The following is a 14011-nucleotide window of genomic DNA, read 5'->3' as shown; positions in this document are numbered from 1 at the left end:
CCAGCAGCAGGGTGCATGCGACCATGAAAAATGAACCGGTACCTAGCCCGAAAATACCGTCATAGAAGCCAATGGCTGGCACTACCGCCAGTGTGAATGCAACGCTCGACAGCCGTTGCTTGCGCTCCTGACCACTCAGCGTGGGAGTGAACGCAAAGTAGGCCGCGACCGCGATCAGCATGATGGGAACGACAGATTCCAGGACATACCTGTCGAGCATGCTGATTGACATGGCGCCAGTGACGCCTCCAATAAAGGATAGGCAGGCCATAGGCCAGTCTGCTCGCCAATCGATCATTCGTTTTCGAGCAAACGCCCAGACGGCTGACGCACTGGCTGAGGAAGCTTGAAATTTGTTGGTGGCCATTGCTGCCAATGGGTCGATGCCTGCGATGAATAGAGCGGGAAGAGTGAGGAGTCCGCCGCCGCCTGCTATTGCATCGAAGAAACCGGCAAACAGCGCGACGGCTGCTAGGGCTATATAGATCGAGTCCATTATCAATTGTGCTCCATTTTCACTAGCCACGTACTATCAACGGGTCTTGCTGCAGGATTATTGGCTGCGCATCCGGCGAATACCCAAACAGTCGCCTGTTGTCTTTGACTGTGTCGCGTGCATGCAGGGCCTGGCTGTTGTTGATTAGCAACGCAGAGGTGGGCTGCAGAACGAATTCGTAACAATCTGCCTGATTCAATAGATCTTTCAATGACCAGTAGGCTTGGCGCACCAATTGGCTAGCTTTTTCGTGCACAGAGTACCGATAACTGTTGTAGCGCAAGGTGAAGTCACCTCGAGGGTCGAACTGGATGATGGAATGTTCTAGCATGTCCTCGCTGTCGTCCTTGACGAAACATTCACTGCGACTGAAACAGAATGATTTCGATGAAAGCGCCAGTGCTTCAAGGCCGTTCAGTTTTGCAATTACATTGCGTACCGGTATCAATTTTGTCGGCTCTTGGGATGGGTTCCATCGGGCCGTCAGAATCAAGGCGCTGGGTGCTGGAGAGTGCCCGTTTTCGGCATTGAGCGAACAGTTGTAAGGGGGCTCCGTGTGCGGCCCAAGCTCAAGCCCAGAATGAGAACTAAGCTCCGCTGTGACACTTCCGGTCTCACTGGGCAAGCCCACTGCACCGCCACCCTTGAAGTTCCCTACGATTCTTATCTGCTTGCTTTCATTGTCTATGTCGAAAGCGAATGATCTATAGTTGACAAGGCTCAAAAGAATCTGACTTCGAGAGCTCAAATAAAGAGTTGTTGGTTCATTGCAGATTATATCTATTGGCGGAAGAGATTTTGGCGCAGGGTCTTGCTCGGGCTCTCGCATTCCTGTGAATTCAATGGCGGCTACTTTTCCGTTGCTGAAAAGTTCGAGCAGATCTCGTTGCGGGCGACCCATTAATCGCATCAGTGCCTGTGCATGGAAGATGGAAGTTTTTGCGCTGCCTGCTACATCTGGACCACCCATCGCACCGACTTGGCGGGCTGCGCAGTCCAGAAAATTGGCTTGCTGGTCATTGAGCTCGAACTGGATGACCTCAGTCGATCGTTGAGGCACGTTCCCTATCATTGTTTTTTTCCTTGTATGTAGGGGGAGGTGGAACTTTTTGTGAGTTCGCCGTTAATTTAGCCAGAGAATCTTACGCAGTGATGCAGGACCTGCTCCCTTGGTCATGTGAGGAATGTCCTCGGCGGTGGTAGGAATAGCCCTACGTATCCACCTCCGCCCCAGGGTTGGACTTCCCCGCCCGGAAACCGCAAAATGACCCACTTTCTTTAATCAACCTCTCCGGATCTGCTGACTCTATGCGTATGCGCCTAATGCTGTTGGGTGGTGGCAATGCCCTCGGGCAAGCGCTGATTCGTCTTGGGGCCGAGGAGGACATCGCATTCCTGGCGCCGCGCCCGCCCGAGAACGGCTGGACGCCGGCGAGCCTGACCCAGTTGCTTGACGACCATCGCCCCGACGCCCTGGTGAACCTGGCCTATTACTTCGACTGGTTCCAGGCCGAGTCGGTCAGCGAGCCGCGCCTGGCGCAGCAGGAGCGGGCAGTCGAGCGGCTGGCAGAGCTGTGCCAGCACCACCAGATCACCCTGGTGCAGCCTTCCAGCTACCGGGTATTCGATGGCTCGCGAGCCACTGCCTACAGCGAGAAGGACGAGCCCGTACCCCTGGGGCTGCGTGGCCAGGCCTTGTGGCGGATCGAGCAGAGCGTGCGTGCGGCGTGCCCGCAACATGTGCTGCTGCGCTTTGGCTGGTTGCTGGACGAAAGCATCGATGGCTCGCTCGGTCGTTTCCTCACCCGTGCCGAGCAACCGGCCGAGTTGCTGCTGGCCGATGACCGGCGCGGCAACCCCACACCTGTGGACGATGCGGCTCGGGTGATCCTGTCTGTGCTCAAGCAACTCGATTGCAATGCGCCGCTATGGGGCACCTACCATTACGCCGGCAACGAGGCGACCACGCCGCTGGTGTTGGGCCAGGCGATCCTGGCCGAGGCCGGCCAATACCGCCAGCTGGCAGTGCAGGCACCCACGGCGCAAGCGCATGCCGCGCGGCCGGATGCCAGCGAAGAGCCGCAGCATGCCGTATTGGCCTGCAAGAAAATCCTTCATACCTTTGGCATCAAGCCGCGTGCCTGGCGCGCCGGCTTGCCGCCCCTACTGGACCGTTTCTACCGCCATGGCTGATGCCCCCATCCTGATCACCGGCGGTGCCGGCTTCATTGGTTCCCACCTGTGCGATGCGTTGTTGGACAAAGGCTACGCCGTACGCATTCTCGATGACTTGTCCACTGGCCGGCGGGACAACCTGCAGGTCGACCACCCACGGCTGGAACTGATCGAAGGCGATGTCGCCGATGCTGCTCTGGTCATGCGGGCTGCGGCAGGTTGCAGTGCCGTGGTGCACCTGGCCGCAGTGGCTTCGGTGCAGGCCTCGGTCGAAGATCCGGTGCGTACCCACCAGAGCAATTTCATCGGCACCCTCAATGTTTGTGAAGCCATGCGCGTGCACGGTCTGCGCCGGGTGGTGTTCGCCTCCAGTGCCGCCGTGTATGGGAACAATGGCGAGGGCGAGTCGATCGCCGAGGATACGCCCAAGGCACCGCTGACGCCCTATGCCGTGGACAAGCTGGCCAGTGAGCAATACCTGGACTTCTACCGCCGTCAGCACGGGCTGGAGCCGGTGGTGTTCCGCTTCTTCAATATCTTCGGGCCTCGCCAGGACCCGTCCTCGCCCTATTCCGGGGTTATCAGCATCTTCTGCGAGCGTGCTGTGCAGGGCCTGCCGATCACCGTGTACGGGGATGGCGAGCAGACCCGCGATTTCCTGTATGTAGGCGACCTGGTGCAAGTGATGGTGCAGGCACTGGAGCAGCCGCAGGTCGAGGAGGGTGCGGTGAACATTGGCCTCAACCAGGCAACGTCGATCAACCAGATGCTCGCGGCGCTGCAGAAAGTCGTGGGCAGCTTGCCAGCGGTGACCTACGCAGCGGCGCGAGCGGGTGATATTCGCCATTCGCGGGCCGATAACCAGCGCTTGCTGGCGCGGTTTGCATTCCCGCAGGCTACGCCGATGGTCGAGGGGCTGGCCCGGCTACTGGGTAAAAGCTGAAGTCACGGGCCAAGCGATGCCCTGCCTGCACGGCCTGTAGGAGCAACTGTCTTTCTCAAAATTTCAAAAGCCTGCGCGATCCATTGTGGGAGCGGGCTTGCCCGCGAAGCAGGCGACGCGGTGTCTGGCACCGGCTGCGCCGGTGTTCGCGGGCACGCCCGCTCCCACAGGAACCGTGAGATCTTCGAGTCCTGCATTTTGGCTGTTGATCTACACCCTCTTCGGCTGAGGCAACACCAGATCCCTCTCTCAAGACACAAGCGGCCTTGTGTCGCGACAGGGCTGCGCAGCAGCCCCAGGATCAGCCATGGCGCACCACCTTGCGCACGCAGTCCTCGGGGTTCAACATCCGCCCATCCAGACTTCTCACCTGTAACGGTTCCAGCAAACCGCTTTCCACCAGCCACTTGAGCCGTGAGGCGAGGATGGTCTTCGCCAGCCCCAGATTCTTCTGAAACTCACTGAAGCGACGCAGGCCATCAAAAGCATCGCGAAGGATCATCAGCGCCCAGCAATCACCCAGCACCTCCTGGCGCTGTTGCTGCTGACGCTTTCATGGCTGCCCACGGCCATGCTCGGGCAATCCGTGATGGCCTTTGTCCTTGGCGTGCTGATGCTGGATTTTGCCGTGCAGGCAGTGCATGTCACCAACCAGACGGTGTTGCTGGCCGGGCGTGGCGAAATGGCCAGCCGCCTGATTGCGGCCTACATGTGCTGCTATTCGCTGGGTAGCGGTGTGCAGCCTGGGCATGGCCATCAGCGCGGCGGCCCTGGCTTATTGGCTGTGGCTGCAACGCGCAAGGGCGGCCGGAGCCGCCCTGCAGTGTTCCGGTCAGAACTTGTAGCCTAGGCCGACCATGTACACCCATGGGTCGACATCCACGTCGACCTTGGTCTTGCTGTAGCCCAGCGCGGTGGGGCCGTTGACGCTGGCCTTGGTGTCGATGTCCACATACCAGACCGCGGCGTTGACCAGCAGGTTGTCCGTGAGCATGTAGTCCATGCCCAACTGGCCGGCGATACCTACCGAGTCTTGTAGCTTCAGGTTGCTGAAGCCCTGCTGCTTGCGGGCGCTGCTGAGGTCTTCATCGAAGAACAGGGTGTAGTTGATACCTACGCCGGCATACGGCTGGAACTTGGAGTTCGGTTCCATCGGGTAGTACTGCAGCGACAGTGTCGGCGGCAGTTGCTTGATGTCGGCCAGCTTGCCGTCCAGCCCGCCACCCAGGCCTTTTACGCCTACGGTGTGCTTGAACGGCGTAGCCGCCAGCAGCTCCAGGCCAACGTGGTCGGTGAGCATGTAGGCGAACGCCAGGCCCAGCTGGGTGTCGCTGTCCAGTGTCGCCTTGGTGCCCGAAACCTTGTTGCCGTCGAATTTCAGGTCGCTGCTGCTCTCATTCGGCGCAGTGGTGATTGCACCGGCGCGAACGATGACATCACCCGCCTGGTGGGCGTGGGCAACAGGGGCGGCGAAGGCCAGTGCCGCGAATGCGGCCCCGAGCAAGGAATTGTTCATGGAAGCTCCCAGAGGACGTTAATAATCGAGTAGTCCAATGGTACGGATGGGTCTAAACAGAATGTTTGACCCAGCTCAACGAAGCGTCTTCATGAACCGGTAATAGCGCTCACTTCAGCTCATAAGCGTAGATTTTGTCGGCTTCCATCTGGTAGCCGGCATCGGCCAGTTCGCTGCTGGAGGCTTTGACCTGTATCTTTCCCTCGATCCAGTAGGGTTGATAAAGGTCTTCGACGCGCACGCCCATTTCGCTGAAAATGTGCACGATCTGGTTCGAGGGCGGTGGCGGCACATGGATGCACGCGCCGTAGTAAGGCACCAGCAGAAACTCGGTGGTGCGCCCCTCCTCGCTGACTTCCAGCGGCACGATGTAGCCGGGCAGTTTGACCTGCTGGCCATCGAGGCTTTTCACCACCGGCGCGTTCGGCGCCTGCTGCCGGGCTGCTGGCGCAGACTCGGCGGCCAGGGCGTTGCTCAATTGCGACATGTCGTGCAAGGGGGTGAGTTGCGGTGGAATGACCGGGGCGCCTTCCGGGATCAGCGCTGGCCAGTCGAGCTCCTTGGGTTCGGCGGCCCACAGCGGCATCGCTGCCGCAAGCAGCAGGATCAGCAGCGTTTGCAGTGCCGGCTTCTTCGCGGGTGAACCCGCACCTACACGGGGAACGCGACCCGATGTAGGAGCGGGTTTACCCGCGAAGCAGGCGGTGAGGTGTTTGATCATTACGCGCACTCATAGGTGTATGGACAGGCCATCGGCCAACGACTGCCGATAGGCGCGCCACGCTGGTACGCTGCCCATCAGCAGTGCAGCCCCCAGGATGATAGCCAGCAAGCTCCATTCATGAGCGCTCGGCAGCGCCAGCGGCAGGTACAAACCATAGTTGGCCTGTACATACCCCTGTGCCAGGGCGATACCCGCATACAGCAAGCCCAGCCCGGCGACGATGCCGACTGCCGCCAGTGACAGCGCCTCCAGCACCAGCAGCCCGGCGATATGCCACGGCCTGGCCCCTACGGAACGCAAGATCGCCATCTCCCGGCGGCGTTCGTTGAGGCTGGTGAGAATGGCCGTGAGCATGCCGATCAGGCCCGTGAGCACAACGAACAGCGAAACCACGAACAAGGCTTGTTCGGCCGTGCCCATCAGGCTCCACAGCTCCTGCAAGGCAACGCCAGGCAGGATCGCCAGCAGCGGTTCGTTGCGGTACTCGTTGATTTCCCGCTGCAGGCTGAATGTGGCGATCTTGTTGTTCAGGCCCAGCATGAACGCCGTGATGGCGGCAGGTTGCAGGTCCATGCTGCGTGCTTGCTCGGCGCTGATGCGCCCGGCACCACGTGCCGGCACGCCATTGTGCCAGTCGATGTGGATCGCCTCCATGCCACCCAGGCTGATGTGCAGGGTGCGGTCGACCGGTGTGCCGGTACGCTTGAGCACGCCCACCACGGTGAACGGTTTGTCGTCATGCTTGACCAGGCTGATTGCGGCCACACCGTGCGCCAGCACCAGCTTGTCCCCCAGTTTGTAATGCAGTGCCTCGGCCACTTCGGCACCCAGTACCACCTCGAACGGGTCACTGGCGAATTCGCGGCCCTGGCTCAGCTGCAGGTGCTGTTTGCGGCCGTACTGGTAATGCTCGAAGTAGTCGGCAGTGGTGCCCATTACCCGGTAGCCGCGGTGCGAGTCGCCCAGCGAGATCGGAATCGCCCACTTCACCCGTGGGTCATGGGCGTAGTGCTGAAAGCTGTCCCAGCGGATGTTGTTGGTGGCGTTGCCGATCCGGAATACCGAATACAGCAGCAGGTTCACCGAGCCCGAGCGCGCGCCCACGATCAGGTCGGTACCGCTGATGGTACTGGCGAAGCTGGCACGGGCCTCGGTCCGCACCCGCTCCACGGCCAATAGCAGGCATACCGACAGGGCGATGGCAAAGGCCGTGAGAAAAGCGGTGAAACGGCGGTTGGCCAGGCTGGCCAGGGCAAGGCGGAGCAGGTACATCAGGCCTCCACGGGCTTGGCGGCACGGTTGAGTTCGGCCAGCGACAGGTGGCGATCGAACAGCGGCGCCAGGCTCTGGTCGTGGCTGACGAACAGCAGGCTGGCACCAGCGGCCCGGCACTCATCGAACAGCAGGCGGATGAACACCTCACGGGTGTCGGCGTCCAGCGCCGAGGTCGGCTCGTCGGCGATCACCAGCTCGGGTTGACCGATCAGCGCGCGGGCTGCGGCAACCCGCTGTTGCTGGCCTATCGACAGGCTGTCGGCACGGCGTGCCAGCAGTGCCGGGTCGCCCAGCCCCAGGTGGGCGAGCAGTTCGCCTGCCGCCTGGTGGACACTGCCATGGCGCTGGATGGCCCGTTCCGCCCGGCTGCGGGAGAAGCGGCATGGCAGTTCGACGTTCTCCCTTACCGACAGGAAGGGCAGCAAGTTGAACTGCTGGAAGATATAGCCGGTGTGGTCGACGCGGAACCGGTCGCGTGCACCTTGGCCCAGCGCGGCCAGGTCCTGGCCAAGCAGCCGGATTCGCCCTTGGTCCGCCCGGTTCACCCCGCCCAGCAGGCCCAGCAGGGTGGTCTTGCCACTGCCGCTGGGGCCTTTGAGAAACAGGGCCTCACCGGCTTGCAGGCGAAACGCCGGGATGTCCAGCAGTGGCGCCTGGCCGGGCCAGGCGAATACCAGGTCCTGCAGGTCAATCAGTGCCTGACTCATCTCAGAACGCGACCATGGCCTTGGCGGGCGAGGTTTCGACGCCTTTCTGGCCGTTGGGGCCGATCAGTTGCACGTTGATTTTCTGCGTGGCCGGGAAGGTTTTGTACAGGGGGGCCAGGTCCAGCTGGGTGAGTTTCTCCGGGGTGGCGCATGTCAGCTGGTAGTGGGCATTGATATCGCTGTGCATGTGGCCCTTCTCATGCTCGTCACCGTCGTCGTCCGCTTTGGCGGCGTCACCGAACAACGGGCTTTCCAGCGCTTGCTGGTCTTCCTTGCAGCCGGCTGCCGAGGCCAGGCCGAAGAGCTTCAACGGTTGTTCCAGCTGCTGGCGCACCGCGGCAACCTTGGCCTTGTCGGCGTCGCTGCTGGCAGCGTGCTCGAAACCAACCAGGTTCATGGCGGGGCTGTCCAGCTCCAGTTCCAGGGTATTGCCGTCGAGCACGACATTGAGCTTGGCCACGCCGTGTTCATGCGCGCCCAAGGTGTCATGGGCGTGGTCGTGATCATGGTCATGGTCTTCGTGGGCATGGGCCACGGCCAGTGGCAGCAAAGCGAAGGGCAGGGCGAGCAACAGGCGACGCATGGGAGGCTCCGGGGCGGGCTGGATAATTGGGTTATGTTATAACAACTTTTCTGCGTCCTGCCAGCCCGCATGGCGCAGGTTTCATCTTGGGGTAGCATGGGCCATCGACCTTGCTCAAGGAATGCATCGTGAGAATTCGTGGACAGATTGGGGAATGGCCGGTGGACCTGACCATCGAGCTTGAGCCTGAAGAGTGGGCGCAGTTGGGGCGGCAGGCCGAGGTGCCGGCGGCGGCGCATGCGGTTGCGGCAGCCCCGGTGGCTGCGCCACGGCAGGATGACGGGCAATGGACGGCGGCGCGCGAGGTGTTGCGCCTAGCGGGGCAGATGAGCGGGCCGCAATTGCTCGACCGGCTGGAAGGGCTGGCCGGCAGTACAGCGGCGGGCAAGCGGCTACTGGTGCGTTTGCGCCACAGCAGTGAGGTGAAGGTGGAAAACGGTGGGGATGCACCGGTTTATCACTGGGTTGGATAAACCGGTGTTGAGGTCCACCTTGTGGGAGCGGGCGTGCCCGCGAACGAGGGCGAAGCCCTCGCCATCAGCTTCAGGTCAGAACATCGCCGCCGACAGCTTGCGACGATAAACCCCAACCAGCGGGTGATCGCCACCCAGCAGTTCAAAGACCTGCAGCATCGCCTTCTGCGGCAGCCCATTGTCATAGCTGCGGTTACGCTGGAACAGCTTCAGCAACCCTTCCAGCGCCGCCTCATACTGCTGGCGCGCCAACTGCTGGACGCTCAGCTGGTAGGCGGCTTCATCATCCTCAGGGTTCTGGGCCAGGCGGCTTTTCAGCTCCGCCACTTCCGGTAGGCTGGCCGCTTGGCGCAGGAAGGTCAGCTGGGCCTTGGCGCCGGCCAGTGCGGCCTTGTGCTCATCGCTCTTGACCGCGTCCAGTACCACCTGCGCTTCCCCCAGCTCGCCACGTTCGGCCAGGCAACGGGCGTACAGGATCAGTGCCTCGGCATTGCTGTTGTCTTCACCCAGCAGGGCCTGCAACAGCGCTTCTGCTTCGGCGAAACGGCTTTCGGCGAACAGCGCCTTGGCCTGTTCCAGCGGCGATGCCTGCGGTGCGGCAGGCATTTGCACGTGCGGCTCGAGCATGGCGCGGATCGCCGATTCCGGCTGGGCACCGGCAAAGCCGTCCACCGGCTGGCCGTCCTTGAACAGCACAACGGTCGGCAGGCTGCGAATGCCGAACTGGGCGACAACCTGTTGTTCCACGTCGCAGTTGATCTTGGCCAGCAGCAGTTCGCCCTGGTAGCCCTCGGCGATCTTCGCCAGCAAGGGCATCAGTGCCTTGCATGGCGCACACCACTCGGCCCAGAAATCCACCAGCACCGGTTTGTGGAAGGAGTTCTCGATCACCAGCTGCTGGAAGGTGGCATCGGTAGCGTCGAAAATGTAAGGCGTGTCTTGGCTCATTGCGCTTCTCGCAAACTCGTGAATACCACCACTATAAGGTGTCGCGGCTGGCGTGGTACAGGCTGACCCGGCGGAATTCGTGCGGCTCGGCCAGGTCGGGCAGGGTCAGCGCTTCAAGCACCTCCAGCTGCTGATAGAGCGGGTGGCTGAAGTCGCGTACCCGCGAGTCGGCCACCAGGGCCTGGCGACCACGGCCAAGAAAAGCATCCAGAAGCGGCAGGTTGGCTCGGTCGTACAGCACGTCGGCGACCAGGATCAGGTCGAAGCGGTCGTCCTCGGCGAAGAAGTCGTCGCTGTAGCCCAGTTGTACCCCGTTCAGCGCGGCATTCGCGCGGCAGGCTTGCAGGGCCAGTGGGTCCAGGTCGCAGGCCACCACCTCCCGGGCACCCGCGCGGGCGGCAGCGATGCCGGCAATGCCGGACCCGGCGCCAAAGTCCAGCACCCGCTTGCCGGCCACCCATTCTGGGCACTCGGCCAGGTAACGGGCCATGGCCAGGCCACTGGCCCAGCAGAAGCTCCAGTAGGGCGGGTCTTCGAGAATGCGCCGGGTTTCATCGCTGCTGAAGGCGCGGTCCATGTTCTGGTCGTCGATCAGCCACAGTTTCAAGGCGCAGCCGGGCAGTTCGCTGACGACCAGCCGCGCTTCACCGATCAGGCCGCTCAGGGCCTGCTGCAGGGCGAGCGGTGCCACTCAGGGCGCCTTCTCGAAACGTAGCGGCCCGGTGGCCTGGGTCTGCGCCTGGGTGATGCGCAGCGGCGGCAGGTGCATGATCAGCTGGCCGGAGCGGCTGGCGCGGCCACGCAATTCCACGCGTGCGCCGGCCGGGAAGGCTTCGGGGTTGAAGCGCAGTTGGTAGGGCAGGGCCTGGCCGGTAGCGGTCAGGTTGCTGCTGGCCAGCAGGCGCTGCGGGCGGTCGCGTTCGTCGATCACCAGCAACGCCAGTTCCACGTCGGCGCCGGCCGGGATTTCCAGCAAAGTGCCGCTCAACTCGCGTTGGTAGGCCGGAAGCGGGCCGGGCGCTTCGGCGGTTTTGGCCACGCGGGCAGGTGCCGGCGCAACGGAGGTATCGGTCTTGGGCCTGTCGCTGCCGCAGGCGGCGAGCAGGGCGGCGCAGCACAGCACGACGAGCGCTCGGTAGTGCATGGAGGAGTCCTTAACGGGCAGATTTCCCATGGATGTTAACCCCTTTGGCTTGTCTTGCCAGTGCAATGCGCTACCATGGCCCTCCCTTTTTTTGTTGCCTGCCACCATGCACTGTCCCTTTTGCGGTGCCAACGACACCAAGGTCATCGACTCTCGCCTCGTCGCCGAGGGCGAGCAGGTGCGCCGCCGCCGCGAATGCGTGGCCTGTGGCGAGCGCTTCACCACCTTCGAAACCGCCGAGCTGGTGCTGCCCCGGCTGATCAAGCAAGACGGCACGCGCCAGCCTTTCGACGAAGACAAGCTGCGTGCCGGCATGCAGCGGGCGCTGGAAAAACGCCCGGTCAGCGTCGAGCGCCTGGAAGCGGCGCTGGCGCACATCAAAAGCCGCCTGCGTGCCACTGGCGAGCGCGAAGTCAAGTCGCTGGTGGTGGGTGAGATGGTCATGGCCGAGCTGCGCAAGCTCGATGAGGTGGCCTACATCCGCTTTGCCTCGGTGTACCGGCGCTTCCAGGACCTCGACGAGTTCCGTGAAGAAATCGACCGCCTGGCCCGCGAGCCGGCCAAAGAGTGAACATGCCCAGCCAAGCCGCGATTCTTGACGCCCACTACATGGCGCGTGCGCTGGAGCTGGCGCGCAAAGGCCTGTTCACCACCCACCCGAACCCCCGCGTAGGCTGCGTGATCGTGCGCGACGGCGAAGTGGTCGGGGAGGGCTGGCACGTGCGCGCCGGTGAGCCGCATGCCGAAGTGCATGCCCTGCGCCAGGCCGGAGAACGCGCCCGTGGCGCGTGTGCCTATGTCACCCTGGAGCCTTGCAGCCACCATGGCCGCACGCCCCCGTGCGCCGAAGCGCTGGTCAAGGCCGGTGTGGCCCGGGTGGTAGCGGCCATGCAGGACCCTAACCCGCAAGTGGCAGGGCGGGGGCTGCGGCGCCTGGCCGAGGCCGGTATCAAAGTGGCCAGTGATGTGCTCGAGGCCGAGGCCCGCGCCCTAAACCCGGGCTTTCTCAAGCGCATGGAGCATGGCGTGCCCTACGTGCGCGCCAAGCTGGCCATGAGCCTTGACGGCCGTACTGCCATGGCCAGTGGTGAAAGCCAGTGGATCACCGGCCCGGCCGCGCGCTCGGCCGTGCAGCGCCTGCGCGCCCGCTCCAGCGTGGTGCTGACCAGCGCCGCCAGCGTGCTGGCCGACAACGCGCGCATGACCGTACGGGGCAGCGAGTTGGGCCTGGATGCCGAAACCACCGCCCTGGCCCTCAGCCGCCCACCACTGCGCGTGTTGGTCGATGGCCGCCTGCGCCTGCCGCTGGATGCGCCATTCTTCCAGGCCGGGCCGGCCCTGGTGGTAACGGCTGTCGCAGATGACCCCGGTTATGCCGCTGCCGGCCACGAACTGCTCTGCCTGCCGGGTGACAATGGCCAGGTCGACCTGGCGGCGCTGCTGCATGCCCTGGGCGCGCGTGGTGTCAACGAAGTGCTGCTGGAAGCCGGTGCCAGCCTGGTCGGTGCCTTTGCCCGCCTTGGCCTGGTGGACGAGTACCAGTTGTTCGTCGCCGGTACCTTCCTCGGCTCCCATGCCCGCCCATTGCTGGACTGGCCAATGGAGCGGATGAGTGAAGCACCGCGGCTGAAAATTACCGAAATGCGCGCAGTGGGCGATGACTGGCGGGTCACAGCCGTGCCCCTGCCGGCGCCCGGCGTATAATGCCGGGCTTGCCCCGTGCAAACCGTTTTGAGGAAGACCCCATGTTCACCGGCATCATCGAATCCATTGGCAGCATCCGCAGCCTGACCCCCAAGGGCGGCGACGTTCGCGTCTACGTCGAAACCGGCAAGCTGGACCTGGGTGACGTCAAGCTGGGCGACAGCATCGCCGTCAACGGCGTGTGCCTGACCGCCGTGGAACTGCCTGGTGACGGCTTCTGGGCCGACGTCAGCGTCGAAACCCTCAAGCGCACTGCCTTCATCGACCTCAAGAGCGGCAGCAAGGTCAACCTGGAAAAAGCCCTGACCCCTACCACCCGCCTTGGCGGGCACCTGGTCAGCGGCCATGTCGACGGGGTGGGTGAAATCATCTCGCGCAGCGATAACGCCCGCGCCATCCAGTTTCGCGTGCGCGCACCGAAGGAGCTGGCCAAGTACATCGCCCACAAGGGCTCGATCACCGTCGACGGCACCAGCCTGACGGTCAACGAAGTCAATGGCGCCGAGTTCGAGCTGACCATTGTCCCGCACACCCTGTCCGAAACCATCATGGCCGACTACCGCGCAGGGCGTCGGGTGAACCTTGAGGTCGATCTGCTGGCCCGTTACCTGGAGCGCTTGCTGCTGGGTGACAAGGCCGCCGAACCGAGCAAGGGCAGTGGCATTACCGAAAGCTTCCTGGCCGCCAACGGCTTCTTGAAATCCTGATTGAGAAGGGGGTGCCGCGTGGCGCTCAACAGCATCGAAGAACTGGTCGAAGACATCCGCCAGGGTAAAATGGTCATCCTCATGGATGACGAAGACCGCGAGAACGAAGGCGACATCATCATGGCCGCCGAGTGCTGCCAGCCCGAACACATCAACTTCATGGCCAAGCATGCCCGTGGCTTGATCTGCATGCCGATGACCCGTGAGCGTTGCGAAACGCTGAAGCTGCCATTGATGGCGCCGCGCAACGGCTCGGGCTTCGGCACCAAGTTCACCGTGTCGATCGAAGCCGCCGAAGGCGTCACCACCGGCATCTCCGCCGCCGACCGCGCGCGCACCGTGCAAGCCGCTGCTGCCCGGGACGCCAAGGCCGAAGACATCGTCAGCCCTGGCCACATCTTCCCGCTGATGGCCCAGCCTGGCGGCACCCTGGCGCGTGCCGGCCACACCGAAGCGGCGTGCGACCTGGCGCGCATGGCCGGTTTCGAGCCAAGCGGCGTGATCTGCGAAGTGATGAACGACGACGGCACCATGTCGCGCCGCGCCGAGCTGGAAGTCTTTGCTGCCGAGCATGGCCTGAAGATCGGCACCATCGCCGACCTGATCCACTACCGCA

The 14011-nt window shown here is 63.1% G+C and carries 18 protein-coding genes and 1 pseudogene; 8 read left to right on the top strand and 11 right to left on the bottom strand.

Features of this window, described 5'->3' with window-relative positions; translation table 11 throughout:
- Together APH30_RS21450 and APH30_RS21445 are read right to left on the bottom strand one after the other, a co-directional pair.
- On the bottom strand, nucleotides 1–496 hold a 496-nt coding region (locus tag APH30_RS21450; protein WP_156326588.1), incomplete at its 3' end, for a TSUP family transporter.
- Between the two features lie 22 nt (nucleotides 497–518).
- The gene (locus tag APH30_RS21445; protein WP_054913707.1) at nucleotides 519–1568 is read right to left on the bottom strand and encodes a TauD/TfdA family dioxygenase; all 1050 of its coding nucleotides are present in this window, start codon (nucleotides 1566–1568) and stop codon (nucleotides 519–521) included.
- 236 nt (nucleotides 1569–1804) lie between these two features.
- Here APH30_RS21445 and APH30_RS21440 point away from each other — a divergent pair, with 236 nt between their 5' ends.
- Nucleotides 1805–2689 carry a sugar nucleotide-binding protein gene (locus tag APH30_RS21440; RefSeq protein WP_082416229.1) on the top strand — a complete coding sequence of 295 codons (885 nt, stop codon included), beginning with the start codon at nucleotides 1805–1807 and terminating at the stop codon, nucleotides 2687–2689.
- Nucleotides 2682–3614 carry an NAD-dependent epimerase/dehydratase family protein gene (locus tag APH30_RS21435; protein ID WP_054913705.1) on the top strand — a complete coding sequence of 311 codons (933 nt, stop codon included), beginning with the start codon at nucleotides 2682–2684 and terminating at the stop codon, nucleotides 3612–3614. Before APH30_RS21440 ends, APH30_RS21435 begins: the two co-directional genes overlap by 8 nt.
- A gap of 301 nt (nucleotides 3615–3915) precedes the next feature.
- Here the strand turns inward: APH30_RS21435 and APH30_RS21430 are convergent, their stop codons facing one another.
- Nucleotides 3916–4140, bottom strand: coding sequence for a helix-turn-helix domain-containing protein (locus APH30_RS21430; protein ID WP_009685700.1), 225 nt, complete (start codon nucleotides 4138–4140; stop codon nucleotides 3916–3918).
- A 3-nt stretch (nucleotides 4141–4143) separates the two neighbouring features.
- Here APH30_RS21430 and APH30_RS21425 point away from each other — a divergent pair.
- Nucleotides 4144–4459: pseudogene (locus APH30_RS21425) on the top strand (MFS transporter); the annotation flags it as partial.
- Here APH30_RS21425 and APH30_RS21420 read toward each other — a convergent pair.
- The 5 genes from APH30_RS21420 to APH30_RS21400 form a co-directional block, all read right to left on the bottom strand.
- On the bottom strand, nucleotides 4447–5130 hold the full coding sequence (locus APH30_RS21420; protein ID WP_054913703.1) for an OmpW family protein: 684 nt from the start codon (nucleotides 5128–5130) through the stop codon (nucleotides 4447–4449). The pseudogene APH30_RS21425 and the gene APH30_RS21420 sit on opposite strands and share 13 nt — an antisense overlap.
- Nucleotides 5131–5239: 109 nt before the next feature.
- Nucleotides 5240–5752, bottom strand: coding sequence for a DUF3299 domain-containing protein (locus APH30_RS21415; RefSeq protein ID WP_156326590.1), 513 nt, complete (start codon nucleotides 5750–5752; stop codon nucleotides 5240–5242).
- 108 nt (nucleotides 5753–5860) lie between these two features.
- Nucleotides 5861–7126, bottom strand: a complete 1266-nt coding sequence (locus APH30_RS21410; RefSeq protein ID WP_009685703.1) for an ABC transporter permease — start codon at nucleotides 7124–7126, stop codon at nucleotides 5861–5863.
- Nucleotides 7126–7836: an ABC transporter ATP-binding protein gene (locus APH30_RS21405; RefSeq protein ID WP_054913702.1), complete on the bottom strand. Its 711-nt coding sequence runs from the start codon at nucleotides 7834–7836 to the stop codon at nucleotides 7126–7128. Before APH30_RS21405 ends, APH30_RS21410 begins: the two co-directional genes overlap by 1 nt.
- Before the next feature lies 1 nt (nucleotide 7837).
- Nucleotides 7838–8419, bottom strand: a complete 582-nt coding sequence (locus APH30_RS21400) for a DUF2796 domain-containing protein (RefSeq protein WP_054913701.1) — start codon at nucleotides 8417–8419, stop codon at nucleotides 7838–7840.
- A gap of 128 nt (nucleotides 8420–8547) precedes the next feature.
- Between APH30_RS21400 and APH30_RS21395 the strand changes: the two genes are divergently transcribed.
- Nucleotides 8548–8892 carry a hypothetical protein gene (locus APH30_RS21395; RefSeq protein WP_054913700.1) on the top strand — a complete coding sequence of 115 codons (345 nt, stop codon included), beginning with the start codon at nucleotides 8548–8550 and terminating at the stop codon, nucleotides 8890–8892.
- A 75-nt stretch (nucleotides 8893–8967) separates the two neighbouring features.
- Here the strand turns inward: APH30_RS21395 and trxA are convergent, their stop codons facing one another.
- Genes trxA through APH30_RS21380 form a run of 3 tightly spaced genes read right to left on the bottom strand, consistent with a single transcriptional unit; the run spans nucleotide 8968 to nucleotide 10984 of the window.
- On the bottom strand, nucleotides 8968–9840 hold the full coding sequence (gene trxA / locus APH30_RS21390) for a thioredoxin (protein ID WP_009685707.1): 873 nt from the start codon (nucleotides 9838–9840) through the stop codon (nucleotides 8968–8970).
- Nucleotides 9841–9871: 31 nt separating this feature from the next.
- A complete protein-coding gene (locus APH30_RS21385; protein WP_054913699.1) occupies nucleotides 9872–10531 on the bottom strand; it encodes a methyltransferase in 660 nt (219 codons plus the stop codon).
- Nucleotides 10532–10984, bottom strand: a complete 453-nt coding sequence (locus tag APH30_RS21380) for a YbaY family lipoprotein (RefSeq protein WP_009685709.1) — start codon at nucleotides 10982–10984, stop codon at nucleotides 10532–10534.
- A gap of 106 nt (nucleotides 10985–11090) precedes the next feature.
- Between APH30_RS21380 and nrdR the strand changes: the two genes are divergently transcribed.
- The 4 genes from nrdR to ribB form a co-directional block, all read left to right on the top strand.
- Nucleotides 11091–11555, top strand: a complete 465-nt coding sequence (nrdR, locus tag APH30_RS21375) for a transcriptional regulator NrdR (protein WP_009685710.1) — start codon at nucleotides 11091–11093, stop codon at nucleotides 11553–11555.
- Nucleotides 11556–11557: 2 nt separating this feature from the next.
- Nucleotides 11558–12688 (top strand): bifunctional diaminohydroxyphosphoribosylaminopyrimidine deaminase/5-amino-6-(5-phosphoribosylamino)uracil reductase RibD, encoded by a 1131-nt coding sequence (gene ribD, locus APH30_RS21370; protein ID WP_054913698.1) that lies wholly within the window; start codon nucleotides 11558–11560, stop codon nucleotides 12686–12688.
- Between the two features lie 41 nt (nucleotides 12689–12729).
- Nucleotides 12730–13395 carry a riboflavin synthase gene (locus APH30_RS21365; RefSeq protein ID WP_009685712.1) on the top strand — a complete coding sequence of 222 codons (666 nt, stop codon included), beginning with the start codon at nucleotides 12730–12732 and terminating at the stop codon, nucleotides 13393–13395.
- A gap of 18 nt (nucleotides 13396–13413) precedes the next feature.
- A partial coding sequence (gene ribB / locus APH30_RS21360) for a 3,4-dihydroxy-2-butanone-4-phosphate synthase (RefSeq protein ID WP_082416230.1) occupies nucleotides 13414–14011 on the top strand: 598 nt, incomplete at its 3' end.

The sequence above is a fragment of the Pseudomonas sp. NBRC 111127 genome, from assembly GCF_001320345.1.
GTDB classification, from domain to species: domain Bacteria; phylum Pseudomonadota; class Gammaproteobacteria; order Pseudomonadales; family Pseudomonadaceae; genus Aquipseudomonas; species Aquipseudomonas juntendi.
The sequence above is the reverse complement of the archived record's forward strand: the minus strand, read 5'-3'. Positions and strand labels throughout refer to the sequence as shown.